The sequence below is a fragment of the Bacillus sp. SD075 genome (genome assembly GCF_017355165.1).
GTDB lineage: Bacteria > Bacillota > Bacilli > Bacillales > DSM-1321 > Peribacillus.
Map to the genome: position 1 here is coordinate 140,199 of NZ_JADILK010000001.1, position 20,759 is coordinate 160,957.

17 protein-coding genes and 1 other annotated feature are annotated in these 20,759 nt (G+C 43.8%); of the genes, 15 read left to right on the forward strand and 2 right to left on the reverse strand.

The window, feature by feature from the left end:
- Positions 1 to 49 precede the first annotated feature (49 nt).
- The 5 genes from glcD (at position 50) to IOC57_RS00690 (ending at position 5,839) form a co-directional block, all read left to right on the forward strand.
- On the forward strand, positions 50 to 1,462 hold the full coding sequence (glcD, locus tag IOC57_RS00670) for a glycolate oxidase subunit GlcD (protein WP_207436913.1): 1,413 nt from the start codon (positions 50 to 52) through the stop codon (positions 1,460 to 1,462).
- The gene (locus IOC57_RS00675; protein WP_207436914.1) at positions 1,459 to 2,784 is read left to right on the forward strand and encodes a (Fe-S)-binding protein; all 1,326 of its coding nucleotides are present in this window, start codon (positions 1,459 to 1,461) and stop codon (positions 2,782 to 2,784) included. Before glcD ends, IOC57_RS00675 begins: the two co-directional genes overlap by 4 nt.
- A gap of 255 nt (positions 2,785 to 3,039) precedes the next feature.
- Positions 3,040 to 3,969: a YsnF/AvaK domain-containing protein gene (locus tag IOC57_RS00680; protein ID WP_207436915.1), complete on the forward strand. Its 930-nt coding sequence runs from the start codon at positions 3,040 to 3,042 to the stop codon at positions 3,967 to 3,969.
- A gap of 183 nt (positions 3,970 to 4,152) precedes the next feature.
- The gene (locus IOC57_RS00685; protein ID WP_207436916.1) at positions 4,153 to 4,971 is read left to right on the forward strand and encodes a YflT domain-containing protein; all 819 of its coding nucleotides are present in this window, start codon (positions 4,153 to 4,155) and stop codon (positions 4,969 to 4,971) included.
- Positions 4,972 to 5,446: 475 nt separating this feature from the next.
- Complete coding sequence (locus IOC57_RS00690) at positions 5,447 to 5,839, forward strand: general stress protein (RefSeq protein ID WP_207436917.1); 393 nt, start codon at positions 5,447 to 5,449, stop codon at positions 5,837 to 5,839.
- A gap of 6 nt (positions 5,840 to 5,845) precedes the next feature.
- On the opposite strand, the gene sspI is transcribed toward IOC57_RS00690, so the two are convergent.
- Positions 5,846 to 6,055 carry a small acid-soluble spore protein SspI gene (gene sspI, locus IOC57_RS00695; protein WP_061464325.1) on the reverse strand — a complete coding sequence of 70 codons (210 nt, stop codon included), beginning with the start codon at positions 6,053 to 6,055 and terminating at the stop codon, positions 5,846 to 5,848.
- Positions 6,056 to 6,177: 122 nt separating this feature from the next.
- On the opposite strand from sspI, the gene IOC57_RS00700 reads away from it, so the two are divergent.
- From IOC57_RS00700 to pheT, 3 genes are all read left to right on the forward strand, one after another.
- The gene (locus IOC57_RS00700; RefSeq protein ID WP_207436918.1) at positions 6,178 to 6,936 is read left to right on the forward strand and encodes a TrmH family RNA methyltransferase; all 759 of its coding nucleotides are present in this window, start codon (positions 6,178 to 6,180) and stop codon (positions 6,934 to 6,936) included.
- A 44-nt stretch (positions 6,937 to 6,980) separates the two neighbouring features.
- Positions 6,981 to 7,223: a binding site (T-box leader), on the forward strand.
- 57 nt (positions 7,224 to 7,280) lie between these two features.
- The gene (gene pheS / locus IOC57_RS00705) at positions 7,281 to 8,321 is read left to right on the forward strand and encodes a phenylalanine--tRNA ligase subunit alpha (RefSeq protein ID WP_207436919.1); all 1,041 of its coding nucleotides are present in this window, start codon (positions 7,281 to 7,283) and stop codon (positions 8,319 to 8,321) included.
- 28 nt (positions 8,322 to 8,349) lie between these two features.
- Positions 8,350 to 10,764: a phenylalanine--tRNA ligase subunit beta gene (pheT, locus tag IOC57_RS00710; protein WP_207436920.1), complete on the forward strand. Its 2,415-nt coding sequence runs from the start codon at positions 8,350 to 8,352 to the stop codon at positions 10,762 to 10,764.
- Between the two features lie 111 nt (positions 10,765 to 10,875).
- Here pheT and rnhC read toward each other — a convergent pair whose 3' ends face one another.
- The gene (rnhC, locus tag IOC57_RS00715) at positions 10,876 to 11,835 is read right to left on the reverse strand and encodes a ribonuclease HIII (protein ID WP_207436921.1); all 960 of its coding nucleotides are present in this window, start codon (positions 11,833 to 11,835) and stop codon (positions 10,876 to 10,878) included.
- A gap of 172 nt (positions 11,836 to 12,007) precedes the next feature.
- On the opposite strand from rnhC, the gene zapA reads away from it, so the two are divergent.
- The 7 genes from zapA to IOC57_RS00750 all read left to right on the forward strand — a co-directional run bounded on the left by zapA (position 12,008) and on the right by IOC57_RS00750 (position 20,667).
- Positions 12,008 to 12,268: a cell division protein ZapA gene (gene zapA, locus IOC57_RS00720; protein WP_207436922.1), complete on the forward strand. Its 261-nt coding sequence runs from the start codon at positions 12,008 to 12,010 to the stop codon at positions 12,266 to 12,268.
- 4 nt (positions 12,269 to 12,272) lie between these two features.
- A complete protein-coding gene (locus tag IOC57_RS00725; RefSeq protein WP_207436923.1) occupies positions 12,273 to 12,818 on the forward strand; it encodes a CvpA family protein in 546 nt (181 codons plus the stop codon).
- 210 nt (positions 12,819 to 13,028) lie between these two features.
- Positions 13,029 to 14,747: a DNA polymerase/3'-5' exonuclease PolX gene (gene polX, locus IOC57_RS00730; RefSeq protein WP_207436924.1), complete on the forward strand. Its 1,719-nt coding sequence runs from the start codon at positions 13,029 to 13,031 to the stop codon at positions 14,745 to 14,747.
- Positions 14,748 to 14,782: 35 nt separating this feature from the next.
- Positions 14,783 to 17,137, forward strand: a complete 2,355-nt coding sequence (locus IOC57_RS00735) for an endonuclease MutS2 (RefSeq protein WP_207436925.1) — start codon at positions 14,783 to 14,785, stop codon at positions 17,135 to 17,137.
- Positions 17,138 to 17,202: 65 nt separating this feature from the next.
- Positions 17,203 to 17,610 (forward strand): DUF350 domain-containing protein, encoded by a 408-nt coding sequence (locus IOC57_RS00740; protein WP_207436926.1) that lies wholly within the window; start codon positions 17,203 to 17,205, stop codon positions 17,608 to 17,610.
- A gap of 571 nt (positions 17,611 to 18,181) precedes the next feature.
- Positions 18,182 to 19,879 carry a long-chain-fatty-acid--CoA ligase gene (locus tag IOC57_RS00745; protein WP_207436927.1) on the forward strand — a complete coding sequence of 566 codons (1,698 nt, stop codon included), beginning with the start codon at positions 18,182 to 18,184 and terminating at the stop codon, positions 19,877 to 19,879.
- Positions 19,880 to 20,079: 200 nt separating this feature from the next.
- Positions 20,080 to 20,667: a fatty acid metabolism transcriptional regulator FadR gene (locus tag IOC57_RS00750; protein ID WP_207436928.1), complete on the forward strand. Its 588-nt coding sequence runs from the start codon at positions 20,080 to 20,082 to the stop codon at positions 20,665 to 20,667.
- Positions 20,668 to 20,759: the final 92 nt, after the last annotated feature.

Below are 20,759 nucleotides of genomic sequence, written 5' to 3' on the forward strand. Positions count from 1 at the left end.
ATCATATAAAAAATAACGAATTCCATCTGTTTATATGAGGAGGATACACATGTTAACAAAGCAGGTTAAGCAGCTACTTCTTACCATCGTCGGTCAGGAGAATTACGATGACTCGAAAGTGGAATGTCTAGTCTATTCATATGATGCAACGCCAGGGTTTCAAGCGATGCCGGATGCTGTCATTAAACCGGGCTGCACAGCGGAAGTCGCAGCCATCGTCAAAGTTTGCAACGAATATGATATTCCGATCGTTCCACGCGGGTCTGGGACTAATTTAAGCGGAGGCACCTGCCCTACAGAGGGGGGCCTTGTCCTTTTATTCAATCGAATGAATTCATTACTTGAAATAGATGAGGAAAACTTAACGGCGACCGTACAGCCTGGGCTCATAACATTGGACTTGATTTCGGCAGTTGAAGAGAAGGGATTGTTTTATCCGCCGGATCCAAGTTCGATGAAAATCTCCACGATTGGCGGCAACATTAATGAGAACTCTGGTGGACTGCGAGGATTAAAGTACGGAGTAACCCGTGATTATGTCATCGGGCTTGAAGCTGTCCTTCCGAATGGGGATATCATTCGAACAGGGGGCAAGCTTGCCAAAGATGTAGCCGGATATGATTTAACGAAGCTTTTTGTCGGATCGGAAGGGACCTTGGGCATCGTTACGGAAGCGATCTTAAAGCTGATCCCAATGCCGGAAACGACAAAGACGATGCTTGCCTTATATCAAGATCTGGAAGCTGCAGCCCAGTCAGTGGCCAAGATCATTTCAAATAAAATCATTCCTGTTACATTGGAATTTCTTGATCGGCCGACGTTGATCGTGGTTGAGGACTTCGCGAAAATCGGTTTGCCCACCAATGTGGAAGCCGTCCTGTTGATAGAACAGGATGGTCCGCCTGAAGTGGTGGAACGTGATATGAAAAGGATGGCCGATATTTGTCTAGAGGAAAAGGCGGTTTCCGTGGAAATTGCCGAAACGGAATCTGACGCTGTCGCCTTGAAAACGGCAAGACGGACCGCCCTATCCGCACTGGCACGCCTCAAGCCAACGACCATTTTGGAAGATGCTACCGTTCCCCGGTCGGAAATTGCGAAAATGGTCAGGGCGATTAATGAAATTGCCAGCAAGCATAACGTGGACATTTGCACTTTCGGTCATGCTGGGGATGGGAACCTGCACCCAACGTGCATAACCGACGCCCGTGATCATGAGGAGATGGAAAGAGTGGAGCTCGCTTTTGCCGACATTTTTGCAGCAGCTATCGATCTTGGCGGGACGATTACCGGTGAACATGGTGTAGGAGCGATGAAGGCACCATATCTTGAATGGAAGCTGAAGAAAGAAGGGATGGATGCCATGAGAGCGATTAAACAAGCTTTCGATCCCCATAACATCATGAATCCCGGCAAAGTATTTGCCAAGGAAACAAGGAAAAGGGTGGTGGTTTCTTCATGACGACCGTTCAGGAAAGGGAAAACATTTCCATTCAATTCGCGGAAAAAATGAATGAAGATGAATTGTTGAATTGTATGCGCTGCGGCTTTTGCTTACCCCACTGCCCGACATACATAGAATCGGGGCTGAAGGAATCCCATTCACCAAGGGGCCGGATTGCACTTATGAAAGCGGTGGCGGATGGTGTGATTGAGCCCGATGAGGATGTAGAACGTTCGTTGAGTCTTTGCCTCGGCTGCAGGGCGTGTGAACCAGTGTGTCCTTCAGGTGTGAAATATGGACATCTTCTTGAAGAAGCAAGGGATATCATCCATCAGAATAAAAAGCACAGTTACCCTGTAAAAACAATCCGCAAGGCCGTTTTTAGTGGATTATTCCCGCACCAGGAGCGAATGCAGGCCATGACAAGTTTGCTTGGCTTCTATCAGAGGTCAGGCCTGCAATACATGGCCCGAAAAACGGGAGTCCTCAATATGCTGCCGGATAATTTGGCAACCATGGAAAAAGTACTGCCGAAAGTCCCGAAAAAATCAGACATGAAAAATAGGCCAACCCAACTGCCTGCAATCGGTGCGCCACTCAAAAAGGTGGCTTTCTTTTCCGGCTGCTTGATGGATACGATGTTTTTGGAAACGAACAAGTCTACACTAAAGCTTCTTCAGCTGGCCGGATGTGAAATCGTGATCCCGAAATCCCAGGCATGTTGCGGGGCTCTGCATGGGCACAGCGGTGAAAAAGCGGGTGCAAAGCAACTGGCCAAGCGTAATATAGAGGCTTTTGAAGCGGAGGACTTTGATTATATCATTACGAATGCTGGCGGCTGTGGAGCTTTTCTCATAGATTATGACCATTTGCTCCAAGATGAACCGGAATGGCACGACCGTGCAATCACATTTAAGAATAAATTGAAAGATATCAGCCAGATTCTTGTTGATTTGCGTTTTCAGGAAAAAGTTCGCCTGAAACTGCCAGCTCAATCCGTAACTTTTCAGGATTCCTGTCATTTACGGAATGTGATGAACACATCCTTGGCTCCGCGAATTCTCCTTCAATCGATAGATGGAATCGATTTCAGGGAAATGAAGGATGCGGATCGGTGCTGCGGTTCCGCTGGTATTTATAATATAGTTGAATCAGAGATGTCCATGAATATTCTTGACTCTAAAATGGAGCACACGAAATCGACACACGCCGATATTGTTGTCACAGCTAACCCTGGCTGCCTGTTGCAAATGCAACTGGGGATCGAAAGGGAAAACTTGGGGGAATGTACGAAAGCGGTGCATATAGCGGACCTGCTAATAAAGGCTGTGGCATTATAATAGAAGAAAAAAGATTATAGGAAGTATTTGAAAAAAAGAAAATAGCCTGATTTGCTTAAACATTACATTTTTAAAAAAGGGGAGACCCTTGTAAAGCCTGGATTTCAATGGAAAAATCGTTCTGTCCTGAGAACAAAATGTAAAGGATATAACATAAATGAAATATTGATTCCTCGTTTACTTAGGAACATGGCGGGTAGAGTTTATATATAGCATCCACTAAACGAAACAACAAAACCTAAGGAGGAATGTAAAATGAATAAAACAGTATATGGTGTATATGAATCAAATGCAGAAGTGATCCAAGCAATTAATGCACTTAAGGCAAAGGGCTTTGAAGGAGACGATATTACGGTCGTCGCAGACAAGGAAGAAACATTGGATTTCACGAACCATCAACGTGAAACGGATGTTCATACAATGACGAATGTACCTAACGACGAATCATTTATGGACAAGGTGGCACGTTTCTTCATGCCGGAAGATACGGCAGACCTTTCAACAAGATTGGCGAATGCAGGCCTTTCGAACAGTGAAGCGGCTGAACATGTCTTTGATGTGGAAAATGGAAAAGTCCTCGTTCTGGTTGAAGAAGGTGAAGGACACCTTGGAACGGCAAGAGATAAATTCACGACCGCAAAAATGGACACTGCCGGTACAAGGCTTGATACAAACTCCACGAACCAACTCTTGAACGGCACTGAAAAAACCGATGCATTAAATAAAGAAGATGTTTATGGAGTCAACGGACAAGGCCGTGAATTGACAGAGGATGAAAGGACGCTTACACTTCGGGAAGAACAACTGAACATTGACAAAGAAAGAGTTCAGACAGGTGAAGTCGTCATTAACAAAGAAGTCAATGAACAACATAAAACGATCAATGTCCCTGTCGAACATGAAGAAGTGACAGTCGAGCATCGATCAGTTTCAGGACGTGAAGCGAATCTGGAAACCGGAAGCATTGAAGATGGGGAAACATTACGAATCCCCGTTGTTGAAGAAAAATTGGAAGTGTCGAAAAAACCGGTTGTCACAGATGAAATTGTCATTAAGAAACATGCTGTACAAGAGACGGAACAGGTTCAGGATACTCTTAAAAAGGAAGATATCCAGCTTGATAGTACAGATGAATCGATTGTGAATGAGAAAAAGGCAACTGAACGTAGAATCGACCGTTACTAAGAGTGAAGGAAATGGCCTGCAGTTTTCAAAACTGCAGGCCATCTTTTGATTTTAAAGGATGATTAAAGGTTCGAATCTAGCGAAGGCAAACTTTTGAATCGACCGTTTTTTGTTTAATTGGCACCCATCAGGGTATAAATACACATAAGAATAAATATCGGAATAATAGGAGGAGGAAGATGGATGGGGAGAACATTATATGGAGTTTTTAATACGGAAAGAGAAATAATCCAAGCTATACAATCCCTCAAGGAAAAAGGGGTCCATGAAGGAGAAATAACCGTGATGGCTGATAAAACAGATGATTTGGATTTCATCATTGAAAAGCGGGATGCCGATGTAGACGTCGTCACTAACACGAACGATGATTCTTTCATTGATAAGATGAAACACTTTTTCCTGAACGAGGGTTCTGAAGATATAAGGAACCGACTAGGTGACTTAGGGCTTGCCGATAGTGAAGCCACCGCTTATATAAATGAAGTAGAGGCTGGGAAATTCTTGATTCTTATAGATGAATCGGAAACCGTATCAGCACGAGAAAGCGTAACTTCCAATCGCCTGCAGGATACGGACGAACTACGAGCAGAGAATCCGCTTAAAACAGGGGTGGTGAACAATCCGGACCCGAACCTTTTTCCTGAAACAACAGCGAATGCCTATCAAACAAGGGAAGTGGAAGCAAAGCCAGGAAGAAGCGTAGAACTTCACGGAAATTCTGCCAATATCTTTGAAAATGAAGAGCCGGATCCGAAGCGAGCTCAAGAAAGGGAAATCAGAGGGAACTCCACCGAGAAATACAAGGAGCAAAAGCCAGGGAATTATGAAGGGACACAAGCAAGCGACCCCCATGCAGATCCATTTTCGTCTGATGCTGACAAAGCCCTGGAAGCTCAAGGGTCACTGGATCGGACCGTGAGCACAAAAGCTCTAAGTGGTCAGCAAGAGGAAGGCCTGAAGGATGGATACATCAAAAATCGGATTAATACCGATAATCTGTAAAACGCAAAATAACGTACAACACAAGACTGTTCTGACTGTAGACAAACTAGATGAAAATCGAGTTTGTCTACAGTTTCTTTATGGCTAGGACAATTTTGACGTTGATTTCCATTCCCAGCACTCGCTTTGGCGCCTGCCGGGTTCTCCCTTAGACGCACTTTTCCCGCAGGAGTCTCGCACCTACCTCTCCAATCACCTTTTATAAAATTTAGATAGAATGTATACCTGAGGAATTGAAGGTATTGCTTTGGTTCAGTTGGTTCGGGAACATCATTTGATGAAGGATAGATGTTCTCCCCCTTTTTATCTACAGACTAAATCAGGTTGTTTTTTTAAAAAAAACCTTTAGACAGGGGCTCCCTTGTTCTTTAGTTAGGAATTTCCACTAGACTATTTGCTTGTTTATTGATAAAGCTGCAAGGTATAATGACAAAGGAATTTTATTTTAAGTAGAGTAACAAGGAGGGGGAGAAACATGGAAAAAAACGTATATGGTGTTTTTGACTCTAATCCGGAACTACTTGCTGCAATTCAAGACTTAAAAGCAAAAGGCGTGTCTGGCACCCAAATGACAGTGGCAGCTGATATAAAAAAAGATGTGCAGCTTGGAAATGAACATACGGATATCCTGATCATTGCCAATCAGGATAAGGAAGACACTCTTTTTTTAAGAATCTTCCATTACTTCACTGATGAAGGATCTGGAGATTTACGCAGCTTTTTCACGAAATACGGCTACTCTTTTGCTGAGACAAAAGCGATGCTTCAGGAAGTGAGCGCAAAAAAACTCTTCTTGCTGATCGATGAAGAAGTCTCCGTCGAGGAACTGAAGGCTGGCGAAGCGAAATCAAAAAATAACAGCCTTTGAAGGCTGTTATTTTTTTAATCCTGCTTCGAGGGCAGTGATCATTTCCTGTTTTTCCTGCTCAGATGAATTTTGCCAGATGACCTCGAATAATACTCCCAATCCAGGAAGCATTTTTTCTTCGCCATTTTGTATGGCATCGACAATCGTGTCTTCCAGCTGATCTTGCGAATTTCCAGATACATTTTGGATGATCGCATTACGTAAGTTTAAATTCATAATTATTCCTCCTCTAACACATAATGACTGACATTAATAGCATTTCACAAACTCGCATGCAATATGTATGTGAATTGCGTTATAATAGGAAAATCAGTGTAAAGTTAAAGGAGCGTTTACCCTTGAAATATATCGAATCCATAAAAAACCCGCAAGTAAAGCAATGGAAAAAACTCTTGACGAAAAAAGAACGAGATAAAACAGGTAAATATTTAGTCGAGGGTTTTCACCTGGTCGAAGAAGCCCTAAAAGAGGAAATCGTCTTGGAAGTGATCATCAATGAAGAAACTGAAATGCCTGCCCATTTTAAGGTGGAAGGCACAGAACTCATTTATGTGAAAGATGATATCATGAAGGCGATTTGCGATACTGAAGCCCCACAGGGAATTGCCGCGGTTTGTGAACAGAAAACAATGAGCATGGCGTCCATCAATCCGGATAAACTATTGTTGATCGATGCCGTCCAAGATCCGGGGAATATTGGAACGATGATCAGGACAGCGGATGCTGCTGGAATCGATGCGGTCATTCTTGGCGAAGGGTGTGCTGACTTGTATAATCCTAAAGTGGTCCGTTCGACGCAAGGGAGCCTTTTCCATATGCCTGTCATTAAAGGGAACCTTTCCGAAATCATCGATGAGCTGAAGCAAATCGGCACACCGGTATATGGCACGGCATTAGATGGTGCATCGCCATTTGAAGAAGTGGAAAAGTCCTCCCGTTTTGCCCTGCTGGTCGGTAATGAAGGCCAAGGAGTATCAAAGGAATTACTGAAGAAAACGAATAAAAACCTTTATATCCCCATTTACGGAAAAAGCGAATCATTGAATGTGGGAATCGCTGCCGGGATTTTAATGTACCATTTACGAAAATCGATTTGAAACGGCCGAAGAATTATAATATAATAAAACAGAATTTTATAATGAAAACAACGATGACAAAGAAGTAGTAGCTTAAGTTAACCATATCCAGGGAAAAATGCCTTGACTGAAAGCATTTTTATGGCACTGCTTAAGGGAATTCACCTTTCGAGTTGGCATTGGGAAGACAGGATGTCCGAAAAATGTTCCGGTGAAGAGCCGTTATTTTTAATGAAGTGAGTGGCATAAGTTTTTTTGTTTATGCACTAATAAGGGTGGTACCGCGATACATAAACCTCGTCCCTTTAGGGATCGGGGTTTTTTTGTGTTCATTTTACAAAAGGAAAATAAAGGAGGAAGACATGATGCAGGAACGATTACTAGAACTGCAGGAAGAAGCGTTGCAAAAAGTTGCCGCCGCTTCCGAATTAAAAGAACTGAATGAAGTCCGTGTTGCTTATTTAGGAAAAAAAGGGCCAATCACGGAGGTATTGCGCGGCATGGGTAAATTATCTGCCGAAGAACGCCCGAAAATCGGGGCACTAGCCAATGATGTACGGGAAGCGATCGCAACAAAGATCGAGGAGAAACAAAAAGCACTTGAAACTGCGGCAGTCCATGCAAAGCTAGCAACTGAAACGATTGACGTCACACTTCCAGGACGTCCGGTAAACAAGGGGAACCTTCACCCATTAACACGTGTCGTGGAAGAGATAGAAGACTTATTCATCGGTATGGGTTATACCGTTGCAGAAGGCCCTGAAGTCGAAAGCGACTACTACAACTTTGAGGCACTTAATTTGCCAAAAAGCCATCCGGCACGTGATATGCAGGATTCCTTCTACATCACGGATGAAATCCTTATGCGTACGCATACTTCACCAGTTCAAGCCAGAACGATGGAAAAACATAAAGGTCAAGGTCCTGTTAAAATCATTTGCCCAGGAAAAGTATATCGCCGGGATAACGATGATGCGACACACTCCCATCAATTCCAGCAAATTGAGGGCTTGGTCATCGATGAGAACATCAGCATGAGCGACCTGAAAGGAACGCTTGACGTATTTGCGAAAAAAGTATTCGGGCAAGACCGTGAAATCCGTCTTCGTCCAAGTTTCTTCCCATTTACGGAACCTTCCGTCGAGGTGGATATTTCTTGTAAAATTTGCGGTGGCAAAGGCTGTAGCGTATGTAAACAAACAGGCTGGATCGAAGTGCTTGGCGGCGGGATCGTTCATCCGAACGTCCTTGAAATGGCTGGCTTTGATTCCAAGAAATACTCCGGATTCGCATTTGGAATCGGCGTGGAACGGATTGCCATGCTGAAATACGGTGTGGACGATATCCGTCATTTCTATACGAATGATGTTCGATTCTTAAAGCAATTCAACCATCACGAAGCATAAAATTTTATTTTAAAAAGGAGGACCTACCATGTTTGTGTCATATAAATGGTTACAAGATTATATTGACCTTTCAGGCATCAATGCGACGGAGCTAGCTGACAAAATCACGAAAAGCGGCATTGAGGTTGAAGGGGTAGAAAAGAAAAGCGAAGGGCTAAAAGGAGTCGTCATTGGGCACGTCATTGAACGTGAACAACATCCAAATGCGGATAAATTGAATAAATGCCAAGTTGATATCGGGGCCGAAAATCCCGTTCAAATCATCTGTGGAGCACCGAATGTCGACAAAGGCCAAAAAGTTGCAGTCGCTACTGTTGGGGCAGTCCTTCCAGGTAATTTCAAAATCAAGAAAGCGAAACTTCGCGGAGAGGAATCGCATGGGATGATTTGCTCCCTTCAAGAATTGGGATTCGAATCGAAGCTTGTTTCCAAGGATTATGCTACAGGTATTTTCGTCTTCCCAAATGATGTGGAAGTAGGGAAAGATGCTTTGGAGGAACTTGGTTTAAGTGATGAAGTGCTGGAACTTGGGCTGACTCCAAACCGTTCCGACGCATTGAGCATGCTTGGTGTGGCATACGAAGTGGGAGCCATTCTAGGCCGGGAAGTGAAATGGCCAGTTGTCGAGAAAGCAGAGGCAGCTGAAAAAGCATCAGATTATATCAGTGTCAAAGTGGAAGCGAAAGAAGATAACCCGATATACATTGCTAAAATCATCAAGGATGTTAAGGTAGGGCCCTCACCGCTTTGGATGCAGACTCGGTTGATGTCTGCGGGTATCCGTCCCCATAATAATGTGGTGGATATCACGAACTACATTTTACTTGAATACGGTCAACCGCTTCATGCCTTTGATTATGACCGCTTTGGTTCAAAGGAAATCGTCATCCGCAGAGCGAAGGACGCTGAAAAAATCGTAACTTTGGATGAAACGGAACGCACTTTGTCACCTGACCATTTAGTGATCACAAATGGCAGCGAGCCTGTTGCGATAGCTGGTGTGATGGGCGGAGCGGATTCCGAAGTGAAAAATGATACGACGAACATCATTATTGAAAGTGCATATTTTGCAGGTACAGTAGTTCGTAAAGCCTCAAAAGACCATGGATTACGCAGTGAAGCTAGTGCCCGTTTTGAAAAAGGCGTCGATCCGGCCCGGGTTCGTGAAGCTGGAGAACGTGCTGCACAATTGATTGCACAATATGCAGGCGGAACAGTCTTACAAGGAGCAGCAGAAGTTGACGAATTGACAATGGAACCTGCGGTCATTAGCATCACTCTTGAAAAAATCAACACACTTCTTGGAACAAGCATGACCGTTTCAGTTGTGGAGTCGATCTTCAAGCGCTTGCAATTCGGAGTGGAACTTGATAATGAAACATTCACAATCACAGTCCCGACGCGCCGTGGTGACATTACGATTGAGGCTGATTTAGTCGAAGAGGCTGCACGTTTATTTGGATATGATAACATTCCTGCTACACTGCCGATCGGTTCTGCTACCCCAGGCCAATTGACTGACTATCAAATTAAACGGCGGAAGGCACGCCGTACACTTGAAGGCGCAGGCCTTTATCAAGCGGTGACCTATTCACTGACAAGCCAGGAAAAAGCGTCCCAATTCGCATTGGAAGCAAGAGAATCCATACGGTTAGCAATGCCAATGAGTGAAGAACGGAGCCAGCTGCGTTTAAGCATCGTGCCTCAATTGCTGGAAGTCGTGAAATATAACAATGCCCGCCAAATTGATTCACTGGCACTGTATGAAATCGGTTCGGTATTCTTTAAGCGTGACGAACAAGAACTGCCTGAAGAAAAAGAACATATTGCTGGAGCAATCACCGGCCTATGGGAGTCACATCTATGGCAAGGTGAAAAGAAACCAGTGGATTTCTTTGTAGCCAAAGGCGTGATCGAAGCATTATTCGACACACTTGGATTAGCTGATCAAATCGGTTATCGCCAAGCGGAGATCAACGACATGCATCCAGGACGGACAGCGGAAGTACTATTGAATGGTGAAGTAATTGGCTTTATCGGCCAGGTGCACCCAACTGTTCAAAAAGACTTGGATATTAAAGAAACATACATTTTTGAACTTTCCTTAAAAGCATTGGCCGAAGCCAAAGTCGCGCCGATTGCGTACCAAACCATTCCGCGCTATCCATCCACAACACGCGATATCGCGCTGGTTGTGGATCAAGCCACTAAGGCCGGGGACATTCAGGATATTATTGAAGAAGCGGGTGGCAAACTGCTGAAAGAAGTAAGCATCTTCGACTTATACGAAGGTGAAAGAATGGACGAAGGCAAGAAATCCATTGCTTACTCACTGAAATACTTTGATCCGGAACGTACTCTAACGGACGAGGACATTACAAAAGCACATGATAAAGTTCTTGAAGCCGTTAAAGAAAAAGCTGGCGCAGAACTAAGAGGATAAAACCAAAAAGACAGCTCCCTGTATCTTGGGGAGCTTTTTTTGGATTTTATGAGTAATTGGTGCAACCTCACGAAAAAAAGGCGGCTGTTCCGGAAGATCAGCCGCTTTCTACTATTTATGAAATTTCTGTTGATATAGCCGCTTCGCTTTTTCTGTGTTGGCGAAGTGGGTTTTCGTGAATTCGTGTAAGGAATCGATTCCTTTTTCATGAATCAATCTTGCGGCGGCTTCGTCGACTGCAAATCCGGCGCCTTTTGGGATTTTGAATCCGGCTTTTTCACTCAGCAAGTCGAAGCGTTTGACGAATGCATATCGGGCCAGGATGGATGCGGCTGCCACTCCAAGGTGAATGCCTTCCGCTTTTGTGCATAGATAGGTGGCATTAGCTTGGAATAGTTCTTGGCCTTTTAAGTAATTGAAAAATACTTCTGGTTGAGCGAATTGATCAATAAGGACCGCTTCCGCTTGTTCCGGCTGGATTTTTTGCATGAGATGCTTGATCGCTTGGTTATGGAGGAGTGCCTTCATTTTTCCTTGTGACATTCCCTTTGCCTGCAGCGCATTATATTTCGGGTTGTCGCATGTGAGCAGGCTGAATGGAACTACATCCTTAATCTGCTTGGCAATTTCGATGATCTGTGGATCTTTCAGGTTTTTGGAATCCTGGACACCAAGCTCCTTCAATAGGGCAAGTTGCTCCTTTTTTGCATAAACGGCTACGACGGTCATCGGTCCGAAATAGTCTCCTGTTCCGACCTCATCGGATCCAATCACTGACATCGTTCCGATATTTGCAGGCGGAGAATATCGATGGACGTTGACTGATGCAGAGGATGCCGTTTTTTTCTTTGGAGCCGCAGCTGTGGTGCCTTTTTGCCACTTTACAGCTTCTAGTTCGGCATTCTTGCCCTGAAAAAGTACTTTACCCGATTTATAGGCGGTCACCGTGCATAGCGGCGGTTTGGCGGAAAAGATGCTCCCCGGCGGAAGCTTGGCGGCCAAGGATGAAGAATAATGGGACTTCATTGCTTTTATTTGTTCAGGACTGATAAGTAAAACAACATGGGACATAATGGGTAAGCTCCTAACTTCATTTTGTTTTTTAGGTAATCTTCTTCCTGAATTCGTTTTTGTTTGACAAATTATTGAAATTTTTATGCGAGAAATGACGATGTACTCTCTTTCGTGACGAAAAACTTCATGATATGATAGAATTAGGATTGTTTAGATTGGGGGCATCATTTTGTCAGACGATAAACGAAATAAAACAACAGTTGATATATACGGACAGCCATATACAATCGTCGGAACAGAAAGCGCAAGTCATATGCGCCTGGTCGCTTCAATGGTTGACGAAAAAATGAGAGAGATCAGGATGAAAAATCCATACTTGGATACAAGTAAGCTAGCGGTTCTAACGGCCGTGAATACTGTCCACGAATATATTAAATTAAAAGACGAACTAGACCAGCTTCAACTGGAATCAAAGAGAGAGAAGGACTGAGTACATGCTTGATTTAGCAATTCTGGCCATTCTTTTAATCGGTTTATTAATCGGTTTAAAGCGTGGCTTCATTTTACAAATGGTTCATATGACAGGGTTCATAGTGGCCTTCATCGTCGCATATGTATTTTACGGAGACCTTGCTCCCAATTTGAAATTGTGGATCCCTTTTCCAACGATGGGGGATTCCTCGACCCTTAAAATGTTTTTCGATACAGTCGGGCTTGATACGGCTTATTACAATGCTATTGCCTTTGCCATCATTTTCTTTGCAGCCAAGATTCTTTGGCAAATGATAGGATCCATGCTTAACTTCATTACCCATCTTCCGATATTAAAGCAGCTGAATCGCTGGGGTGGAGCGGTATTGGGTTTTCTCGAAGTCTATCTTATCATGTTTATTATATTATATATAGCTGCCATGCTGCCAATGGATTCCATCCAGAAACCATTAACGGGATCATTTCTGGCAGAATCGATCGTGAAACATACGCCGTTCCTTTCCGAGCAAGTGAAGGAGCTTTGGTTTCATGATGTAAAACAATCTTAATGTCAGTATAAGTGGGCCTGCCCCCCTTTCTCAAAGTCCTAGATTCATATACTTTGAACGGGGGAGGCCCCTTTTTATGTAGCAGCATGTAACTTCCTCCTATTTGATTCGAAAGGTAGGAATCGGACTGCTTGTACTTTACCTCCAAGAAAGGTATCTTTAAGAAAGTGAACATGGGACACCCTACTAATTTTTCCGGCGGTGAATTAAATGACAATTAATAAAAAAGATATCATTAAATTATTAGAAAAAATTGCAATATATATGGAGCTGAAAGGAGAGAATCCGTTCAAGGTTTCAGCTTTCCGAAAGGCAGCGGGCGCCTTGGAAACGGATGACCGGAGCCTTTCGGCCATCGAAGACTTTACCGCTTTAAATGGAATCGGGAAAGGGACGGCATCGGTCATCGAAGAGTATATAAATGAGGGAAGATCGACTGTACTTGAAGAGCTGCAGGAGCAGGTCCCAAAAGGATTGATACCTCTCCTGCAGCTTCAAGGTTTGGGCGGGAAGAAAATTGCCAAGCTTCATAAAGAGCTGCATGTCAATGATGTGAATGATCTTGAGATCGCCTGTGAGGAAGGCAGGGTCGCGGCGCTTGCCGGTTTTGGCAAAAAAACGGAAGAGAAGATCCTTTCTGCCATTGCCGATGCGGGTTCAAGGCCCGATCGGCTGCCCCTTGCCTTCATGAGGCCGATTGCAGATGATATTGATACGGCCCTGGCTAACATGGAATACATAATCCGTTCCTCCAGGGCCGGCAGCATCCGGCGTATGAGGGAAACCATCAAGGACCTCGATTTCATCATCTCGACAGATCACCCCGAAGAGGTTAAGAATCGACTGCTTGCATTACAGGGAATAAAGCAGGTTATTGCGGCCGGTGATACAAAAGTATCGGTTGTCCTTGATTATGAATATGATATTTCTGTTGATTTCCGAATCGTGAAGGATAAGGAATTCATCACGACACTCCATCATTTTACAGGTTCGAAAGATCATAATGTGCGGATGCGCCAGCTGGCTAAAGATCGCGGAGAGAAAATCAGCGAATATGGGGTGGAAGTGACGGAAACCGGTGAAGTATTGACGTTTGAAACGGAAGAACAATTTTATAATCATTTTGGCCTTCCTTACATTCCGCCAGAACTGCGTGAAGACGGAACGGAAGTGGAGCATTATGATGCAAATGAACCCCTCATATCTATAGAGTCCATCAAAGGTGACCTGCATATGCATACGACATGGAGTGACGGGGCCCATACGATTGAAGAAATGATTGAAGCATGCCGCGTAAAAGGGTATCGATATATGGCCATCACCGATCATTCCCAATATCTGAAAGTGGCGAATGGCTTGACCGTGGAGCGTTTACGTGAACAAAAACGGATTATCCATGAACTAAATGAAAAATACGCTGACTTTACCGTTCTTTCAGGGATTGAAATGGATATCCTTCCAGATGGGACACTTGATTATGAAGATGAGCTGCTTGCAGAGATGGATTTGGTGATCGCTTCGATACATTCAAGTTTTTCACAGCCTCGGGAAACGATCATGGAGCGCTTAAGAACGGCCCTGAATAATCCGCATGTCGATATCATTGCCCACCCAACGGGAAGGATCATCGGCAGACGCGCCGGATATGATGTTGATATAGAAATGCTGATCGAACTGGCTCATGAAACGAATACTGCCTTGGAATTGAATGCGAATCCGAACCGATTGGATCTGGCATCTCCCCATCTGCGCAAGGCACAGGAAGCAGGCGTTCCGATCGTAATCAATACGGATGCCCACAGCATCGACATGCTTGAACATATGCCTGTTGGGGTCTCGTCGGCCAAAAAGGGCTGGATTAAAGACTCAACGGTTCTTAATGCAAGGGATACAGACGGATTATTAGCGTTTTTAAAGAGAAATGATTAACTATTTGCCCATAAATAAGGAGGAGCTTTAACTCCATGCATAATAAAGCTTTAAAGACATTGGAATTTCATAAAATAAAAGAACAATTAATCTCACACGCATCCTCATCCATAGGAAAAGAGAAGGCAGAGCAATTGATGCCTTCCACGGATTTTGAAGAAGTGTCGAGATGGCAGGAAGAAACAGATGAGTCAGCCAAAATCGTCCGGTTGAAAGGCAACTTGCCATTGGGCGGGATTTTTGATATCCGTCCACATGCAAAAAGGGCTCAGATTGGCGGAATGCTCTCACCGATGGAGTTGATGGAGCTTGCAAGTACGATTCGTGCCGGCAGGATTCTCAGCCGTTTCTTCGAAGAACTCGCGGAGCAGGAAATTGATGTTCCGCTTTTAGCCGGATATATTGATTCCCTTCATCCATTGATAGATTTGCAACAGGAAATTACGTATGCTGTAAGCGAACATGGCGAAGTGATGGATTCTGCCAGCGACAAGCTCCGGACCCTAAGAAACCAGATTCGGACGAACGAGAGCCGTGTCAGGGGAAAACTGGAAAGTATGATCCGTTCTTCCAATGCATCAACAATGTTATCCGATGCCATCATCACCATCCGTAATGACCGATTCGTCATCCCGGTAAAACAGGAATACCGCAGTGTTTACGGCGGGATCATCCATGATCAATCCTCATCAGGGCAGACATTGTTCATTGAACCGCAAGCAATCGTTCAACTGAATAATGTCCTGCAGGAAACCCGAGTGAAGGAAACGCAGGAAATAGAACGGATATTGGTCGAACTATCGGAGAAAGTCGGTGCGTTCACCCCTGAATTGCTTCATAATGTCAAAGTGCTTGCACAAATCGATTTCCTTGTCGCCAAGGCAAAGTATGCAAAAGCGATAAAAGGATCCAAGCCGATTCTGAATAATGAGGGACGCGTGAAATTATTCAAAGCGAAACACCCGCTCATACCGAGTGATGTTGTCGTGGCCAATGATATTTTTCTTGGAGATGAATTTACGACAATCGTCATCACAGGTCCGAATACAGGTGGTAAGACGGTTACCCTGAAAACGATTGGCCTCTGTACGTTAATGGCTCAGTCCGGTCTGCAGATCCCTGCGCTGGATGGTTCCGAAACGGCTGTGTTTTCCTCTGTTTATGCCGATATTGGCGATGAACAGTCGATTGAACAAAGCTTAAGTACATTCTCATCGCATATGGTCAATATTGTCGATATCCTTAAGCGTGTCGATTATGACAGTCTTGTTTTATTCGATGAGCTTGGAGCGGGAACTGACCCACAGGAAGGTGCCGCTTTGGCCATTTCCATTTTGGATGAAGTGTATAAGCGAGGGGCACGTGTGATTGCAACGACACATTATCCGGAATTAAAAGCGTATGGCTATGATCGGGAAGGGGTCATTAATGCAAGCGTCGAATTTAATGTGGAAACCTTGAGTCCCACCTATAAACTTTTGATCGGTGTACCGGGGCGGAGTAATGCGTTTGAAATTTCCAAGCGTCTTGGTTTGGAAGAAAGCGTGATAAGCAACGCCCGCAGCCATATTGGCGAGGATACGAATAAAGTTGAGAATATGATAGCATCCCTTGAAGACAGCCGAAAAAAGGCCGAAGAAGAGGAGCTGGAAGCCAAGAATCATCTGGAACAGGCGGAAATTCTTCATAAAGACCTTCAAAGGCAAATTGGTGAATACCATGAAGAACGGGATGCGATGGTCGAAAAGGCAGCAAAAGAGGCGGCGGCAATCGTTGAAAACGCACAAAAGGAAGCGGAAGCGATCATTTCCGACTTACGTAAATTGCGACTTGAAAAGCATGCCGATGTTAAAGAGCATGAACTGATCGATGCCAAAAAGCGGCTTGAAGAAGCAGCGCCTAAAGTGAAAAAAACATCAAATAAAGCCGCGAGGCCGCTGGATAAAAGCTTGAAGCCTGGAGATGAAGTTAAGGTCGTAAGCTTTGGTCAAAAAGGTCACTTGATTGAGAAGGTCTCAAATAATGAATGGCAGGTTCAAATCGGCATCATGAAAATGAAGGTGAAGGAGTCTGACCTGGAATTCATAAAGGCCACAAAAGTTAAGGAAACAAAGCCGCTAACCACGATTAAAGGCCGTGATTATCACGTTAGCGTGGAACTTGATCTCCGTGGAGAACGCTTTGAAAATGCACTATCAAGAGTGGAAAAGTATATTGATGATGCTCTATTGGCCGGTTATTCGAGTGTCTCCATCATTCATGGTAAAGGAACGGGCGCTCTTAGATCCGGGGTCCAGGAATACTTGAAAAATCACCGCTCTGTCAAAAGGATTCGCTTCGGTGAAGCCGGTGAAGGCGGAACAGGCGTTACGGTGGTGGAATTTAAATAAAGGAAAGTGGCCACTCCGGCTATTCAGCCAAGCCGGGGGGCTAGTTACCATTCGGGAGTTGGACCATGGAGAACATGTGGGAAAATGAATATGTATATATAGCTGCTCGTTACAGTGTCGTTATTCTGTGCATTATTGTTTTTTTATCCATTTTTGAACTTGTCACAAAGTACAAGAACTGGGAGGAAATCAAACAGGGAAACCTTTCTGTCGCGTTGGCAACAGGTGGTAAAATATTTGGAATCGCCTATGTATTCCAACAGTCCATCCTCCATCAGAATTCGCTTCTTACCATGATTGGCTGGGGCGTGTACGGATTTGTCCTGCTGTTGATCGGTTATTTCATTTTTGAATTTATGACTCCTGGATTTAAAATAGATGAAGAGATACAAAAAGATAATCGGGCAGTTGGATTCCTATCGATGATCATATCAATCGCATTATCTTTTGTCATCGGCGCCGGAATTTCTTAATGCCCTTCATGAGAGGGAGTAAGCTGTGGAGAAACTTGCAAAAGTCTTAATAGTTTGTTGCGGAATCTTTTTTCTGTTCGGAATCATTTATATGATATTCTTCACTTGAGAGAAGCGGCCATCAGGCCGCTTCTCTTATTTGATTTCTATTAAAAAGGGTGGAAAGTATAATAATAATGACTTCTCGGAAGAGGAGGAGGAATATGGATCACTCCAAATTGATACAAAGGATTGAAGGGTTATCGCTAAATGCTTTACCGGCCATGTAAACGCAAATCTATGACGGATGGGTTATCCGTTTTGCCCGGCGAATTCTATCACTCCCCATCTATACACCGACTGAAAATGTGAAAAAGAACATTTGAATTGTAAACAATTATATTTTTCAAGGATCGATAAGGCCGTGTACAAAATGGCTCCACAGAATATTCCCTATTCTTGGTATAGGTCATATATACTGGCCTGTTTCTCATCATGAGTTCTTTATCCTCTGAAAATCGGCAATTGTAAGAAAATCCCGATTGTATTATAATGATAAAGAGTATTGAGAATATTCAGAAGGAGGGGGCAAATGAGCAATAAGCCGTGGCAAGCTATTTATCCGGAACAGATACCAGCTGTATTGTCATACGAAGATAAACCTCTTTATTCTTTTTTGAAGGAATCAGCCGAAGAATTCCCTGATAAAGTATCGATTCATTTCCAGGGAAAAGAATTAACTTTCCGGGAAGTGCATGAATCTGCTTTAAAGTTTGCAGCCTATTTAAAAAGTATCGGTCTTCAAAAAGGTGAACGCGTTGCCGTCATGCTTCCTAATTGCCCACAAGGTGTAATAAGCTTTTTTGGGATATTGATGGCTGGCGGAGTCGTGGTTCAAACGAATCCAACCTATACTGAACGTGAATTAGAATATCAAATGAAGGATTCCGGAGCGAAAATCATTTTAGCGATGGATATTTTATTTCCCCGTGTCACTGCAGTCGCATCAAGAACGGATATAGAACATATAATTGTAACCGCCATCAAGGAATATTTACCATTCCCGAAAAACCTTATCTACCCTTTTATTCAAAAAAAGCAATACGGCATTGTCATCAATGTGGAGCATGCAGGCAATCATCATTTATTTTCCGAAATCATGAAACGAAAGATCACTGAAGCAGGCACTGTGCCGATCGATGTGCATAATGACCTTGCACTTTTGCAATATACAGGTGGGACCACAGGCTTTCCCAAAGGGGTCATGCTTACCCATAGGAACTTGCTGGCTAATACGAAAATGTGCAATGCATGGCTTTATAGAAATAAGCGCGGTGAGGAAAGGATCCTTGCGATTCTGCCATTCTTCCATGTGTACGGTATGACTACGGTCTTGGTACTTTCCGTCATGGAAGGGAACACCATGATCATCATGCCAAAGTTTGATGTCGAAGCGACGCTTAAAACCATCCAAAAACAGAAGCCTACCATGTTTCCAGGAGCGCCAACGATGTATATCGGCCTCTTGAACCATCCGGATATCGCTAAATATGACCTGTCTTCCATCAATGCCTGTATAAGCGGTTCTGCATCATTGCCCTTAGAGGTCCAGGAGCAATTCGAGAAAATTACCGGGGGGAAGCTTGTTGAAGGCTATGGACTTTCTGAAACCTCACCGGTGACCCATGCTAATTTCATTTGGGATCAGCCGCGTGTAAAAGGAAGCGTTGGTCTGCCATGGCCAGATACTGACTCGGTGATTCTGTCCCTGGAAAACTTTGAAGAGCTTCCCCCGAATGAAATAGGCGAAATTGCCATAAAAGGACCACAGGTCATGCAAGGATATTGGAACCGTCCGGATGAAACGGAAAAAACCTTTAAAAATGGCTGGCTGCTTACAGGAGATCTGGGTTACATGGATGAGCAGGGGTTCTTTTATGTGGTCGAGAGGAAAAAGGATACTATCATTGCAGGCGGTTTCAATATATATCCACGTGAGGTGGAAGAGGTGCTATACGAGCATGAGGCCATACAGGAAGTAGTTGTGGCAGGTATCCCTGACCCTTATCGAGGTGAAACCGTCAAGGCCTATGTCGTGCTGAAAAAAAATGCCAGGGTCACTGAAGAGGAATTGAACGAATTTGCAAGAAAGAACCTGGCTTCCTATAAGGTGCCGCGCAGCTATGAATTCAGGGATGAACTTCCTAAAACGACGATAGGAAAAATACTGAGAAGAGTCCTTATCGAGGAAGAAAAGAAAAAAATATCCGAGGAAAGAAAAGAAGCTTAAACAAGCACCCCCTTTAACGGAGCAGCGGAAGAGAGCTCCGTGTTTTGCAGAACGACTGGACAACCTATGGATGGGGGCTGTACAATGAACACAAGTGGAATGTCAGGACTCTTAGAAGTTTTAGCTTGACAGCAAAGGTCCGTCATTTTATGATAGGAATATGAATGATGGTTCATTCATTTTCTGAAAGGGGACATCCAGTGAAAAGCAACAGACCAAAGTATAATCAAATTATTGATGCGGCAGTTATCGTCATTGCCCAAAACGGTTACTATCAAGCCCAAGTATCCAAAATCGCCAAGCAGGCAGGCGTGGCGGATGGCACCATATATCTTTATTTTAAAAATAAAGAAGATATTCTAATATCATTATTCCATGAAAAGATGGGCTATTTTGTGGAACAGATCGAAGATGAACTAAAAGGAAAGACAACTGCTTCGGATAAACTGCAAGTGCTTATCCAAAAACATTTTCAAAACCTTTCAGAAGACGTGAATTTAGCAATTGTCACTCAATTGGAATTAAGGCAGTCGAATAAAGAATTGCGCCTAAGAATTAATGATGTGTTAAGAGGGTATTTAAATCTAATCGATCAAATCATTATAGAAGGAAAAGAGAACGGCGAATTCCTGCCTGATTTAAATAATTTACTTACCAGGCAGATGATTTTTGGAACGATTGACGAAACAGTGACGACTTGGGTCATGAATGAGCAAAAGTACTCGCTTCCTGACCTGGCACCAGACGTTCACCGCCTTCTAATTGGCGGCTGTGGCCTGAAAAGTTAACGATTTAAATAGAGGATGGCCAGCCATCCTCGAAAGAATCGGTTAATCCTGCTTCCGGCTTTATCGGGAAGTGATACATATTGAATTTTCGA

Coding starts and splice junctions, on each gene's coding strand:
- glcD (WP_207436913.1), top strand. CDS start 50: ATGTTAACAAAGCAGGTTAAGCAGCTACTTCTTACCATCGTCGGTCAG.
- IOC57_RS00675 (WP_207436914.1), top strand. CDS start 1,459: ATGACGACCGTTCAGGAAAGGGAAAACATTTCCATTCAATTCGCGGAA.
- IOC57_RS00680 (WP_207436915.1), top strand. CDS start 3,040: ATGAATAAAACAGTATATGGTGTATATGAATCAAATGCAGAAGTGATC.
- IOC57_RS00685 (WP_207436916.1), top strand. CDS start 4,153: ATGGGGAGAACATTATATGGAGTTTTTAATACGGAAAGAGAAATAATC.
- IOC57_RS00690 (WP_207436917.1), top strand. CDS start 5,447: ATGGAAAAAAACGTATATGGTGTTTTTGACTCTAATCCGGAACTACTT.
- sspI (WP_061464325.1), bottom strand. CDS start 6,055: ATGAATTTAAACTTACGTAATGCGATCATCCAAAATGTATCTGGAAAT.
- pheS (WP_207436919.1), top strand. CDS start 7,281: ATGCAGGAACGATTACTAGAACTGCAGGAAGAAGCGTTGCAAAAAGTT.
- pheT (WP_207436920.1), top strand. CDS start 8,350: ATGTTTGTGTCATATAAATGGTTACAAGATTATATTGACCTTTCAGGC.
- rnhC (WP_207436921.1), bottom strand. CDS start 11,835: ATGTCCCATGTTGTTTTACTTATCAGTCCTGAACAAATAAAAGCAATG.
- IOC57_RS00725 (WP_207436923.1), top strand. CDS start 12,273: ATGCTTGATTTAGCAATTCTGGCCATTCTTTTAATCGGTTTATTAATC.
- polX (WP_207436924.1), top strand. CDS start 13,029: ATGACAATTAATAAAAAAGATATCATTAAATTATTAGAAAAAATTGCA.
- IOC57_RS00735 (WP_207436925.1), top strand. CDS start 14,783: ATGCATAATAAAGCTTTAAAGACATTGGAATTTCATAAAATAAAAGAA.
- IOC57_RS00740 (WP_207436926.1), top strand. CDS start 17,203: ATGGAGAACATGTGGGAAAATGAATATGTATATATAGCTGCTCGTTAC.
- IOC57_RS00745 (WP_207436927.1), top strand. CDS start 18,182: ATGAGCAATAAGCCGTGGCAAGCTATTTATCCGGAACAGATACCAGCT.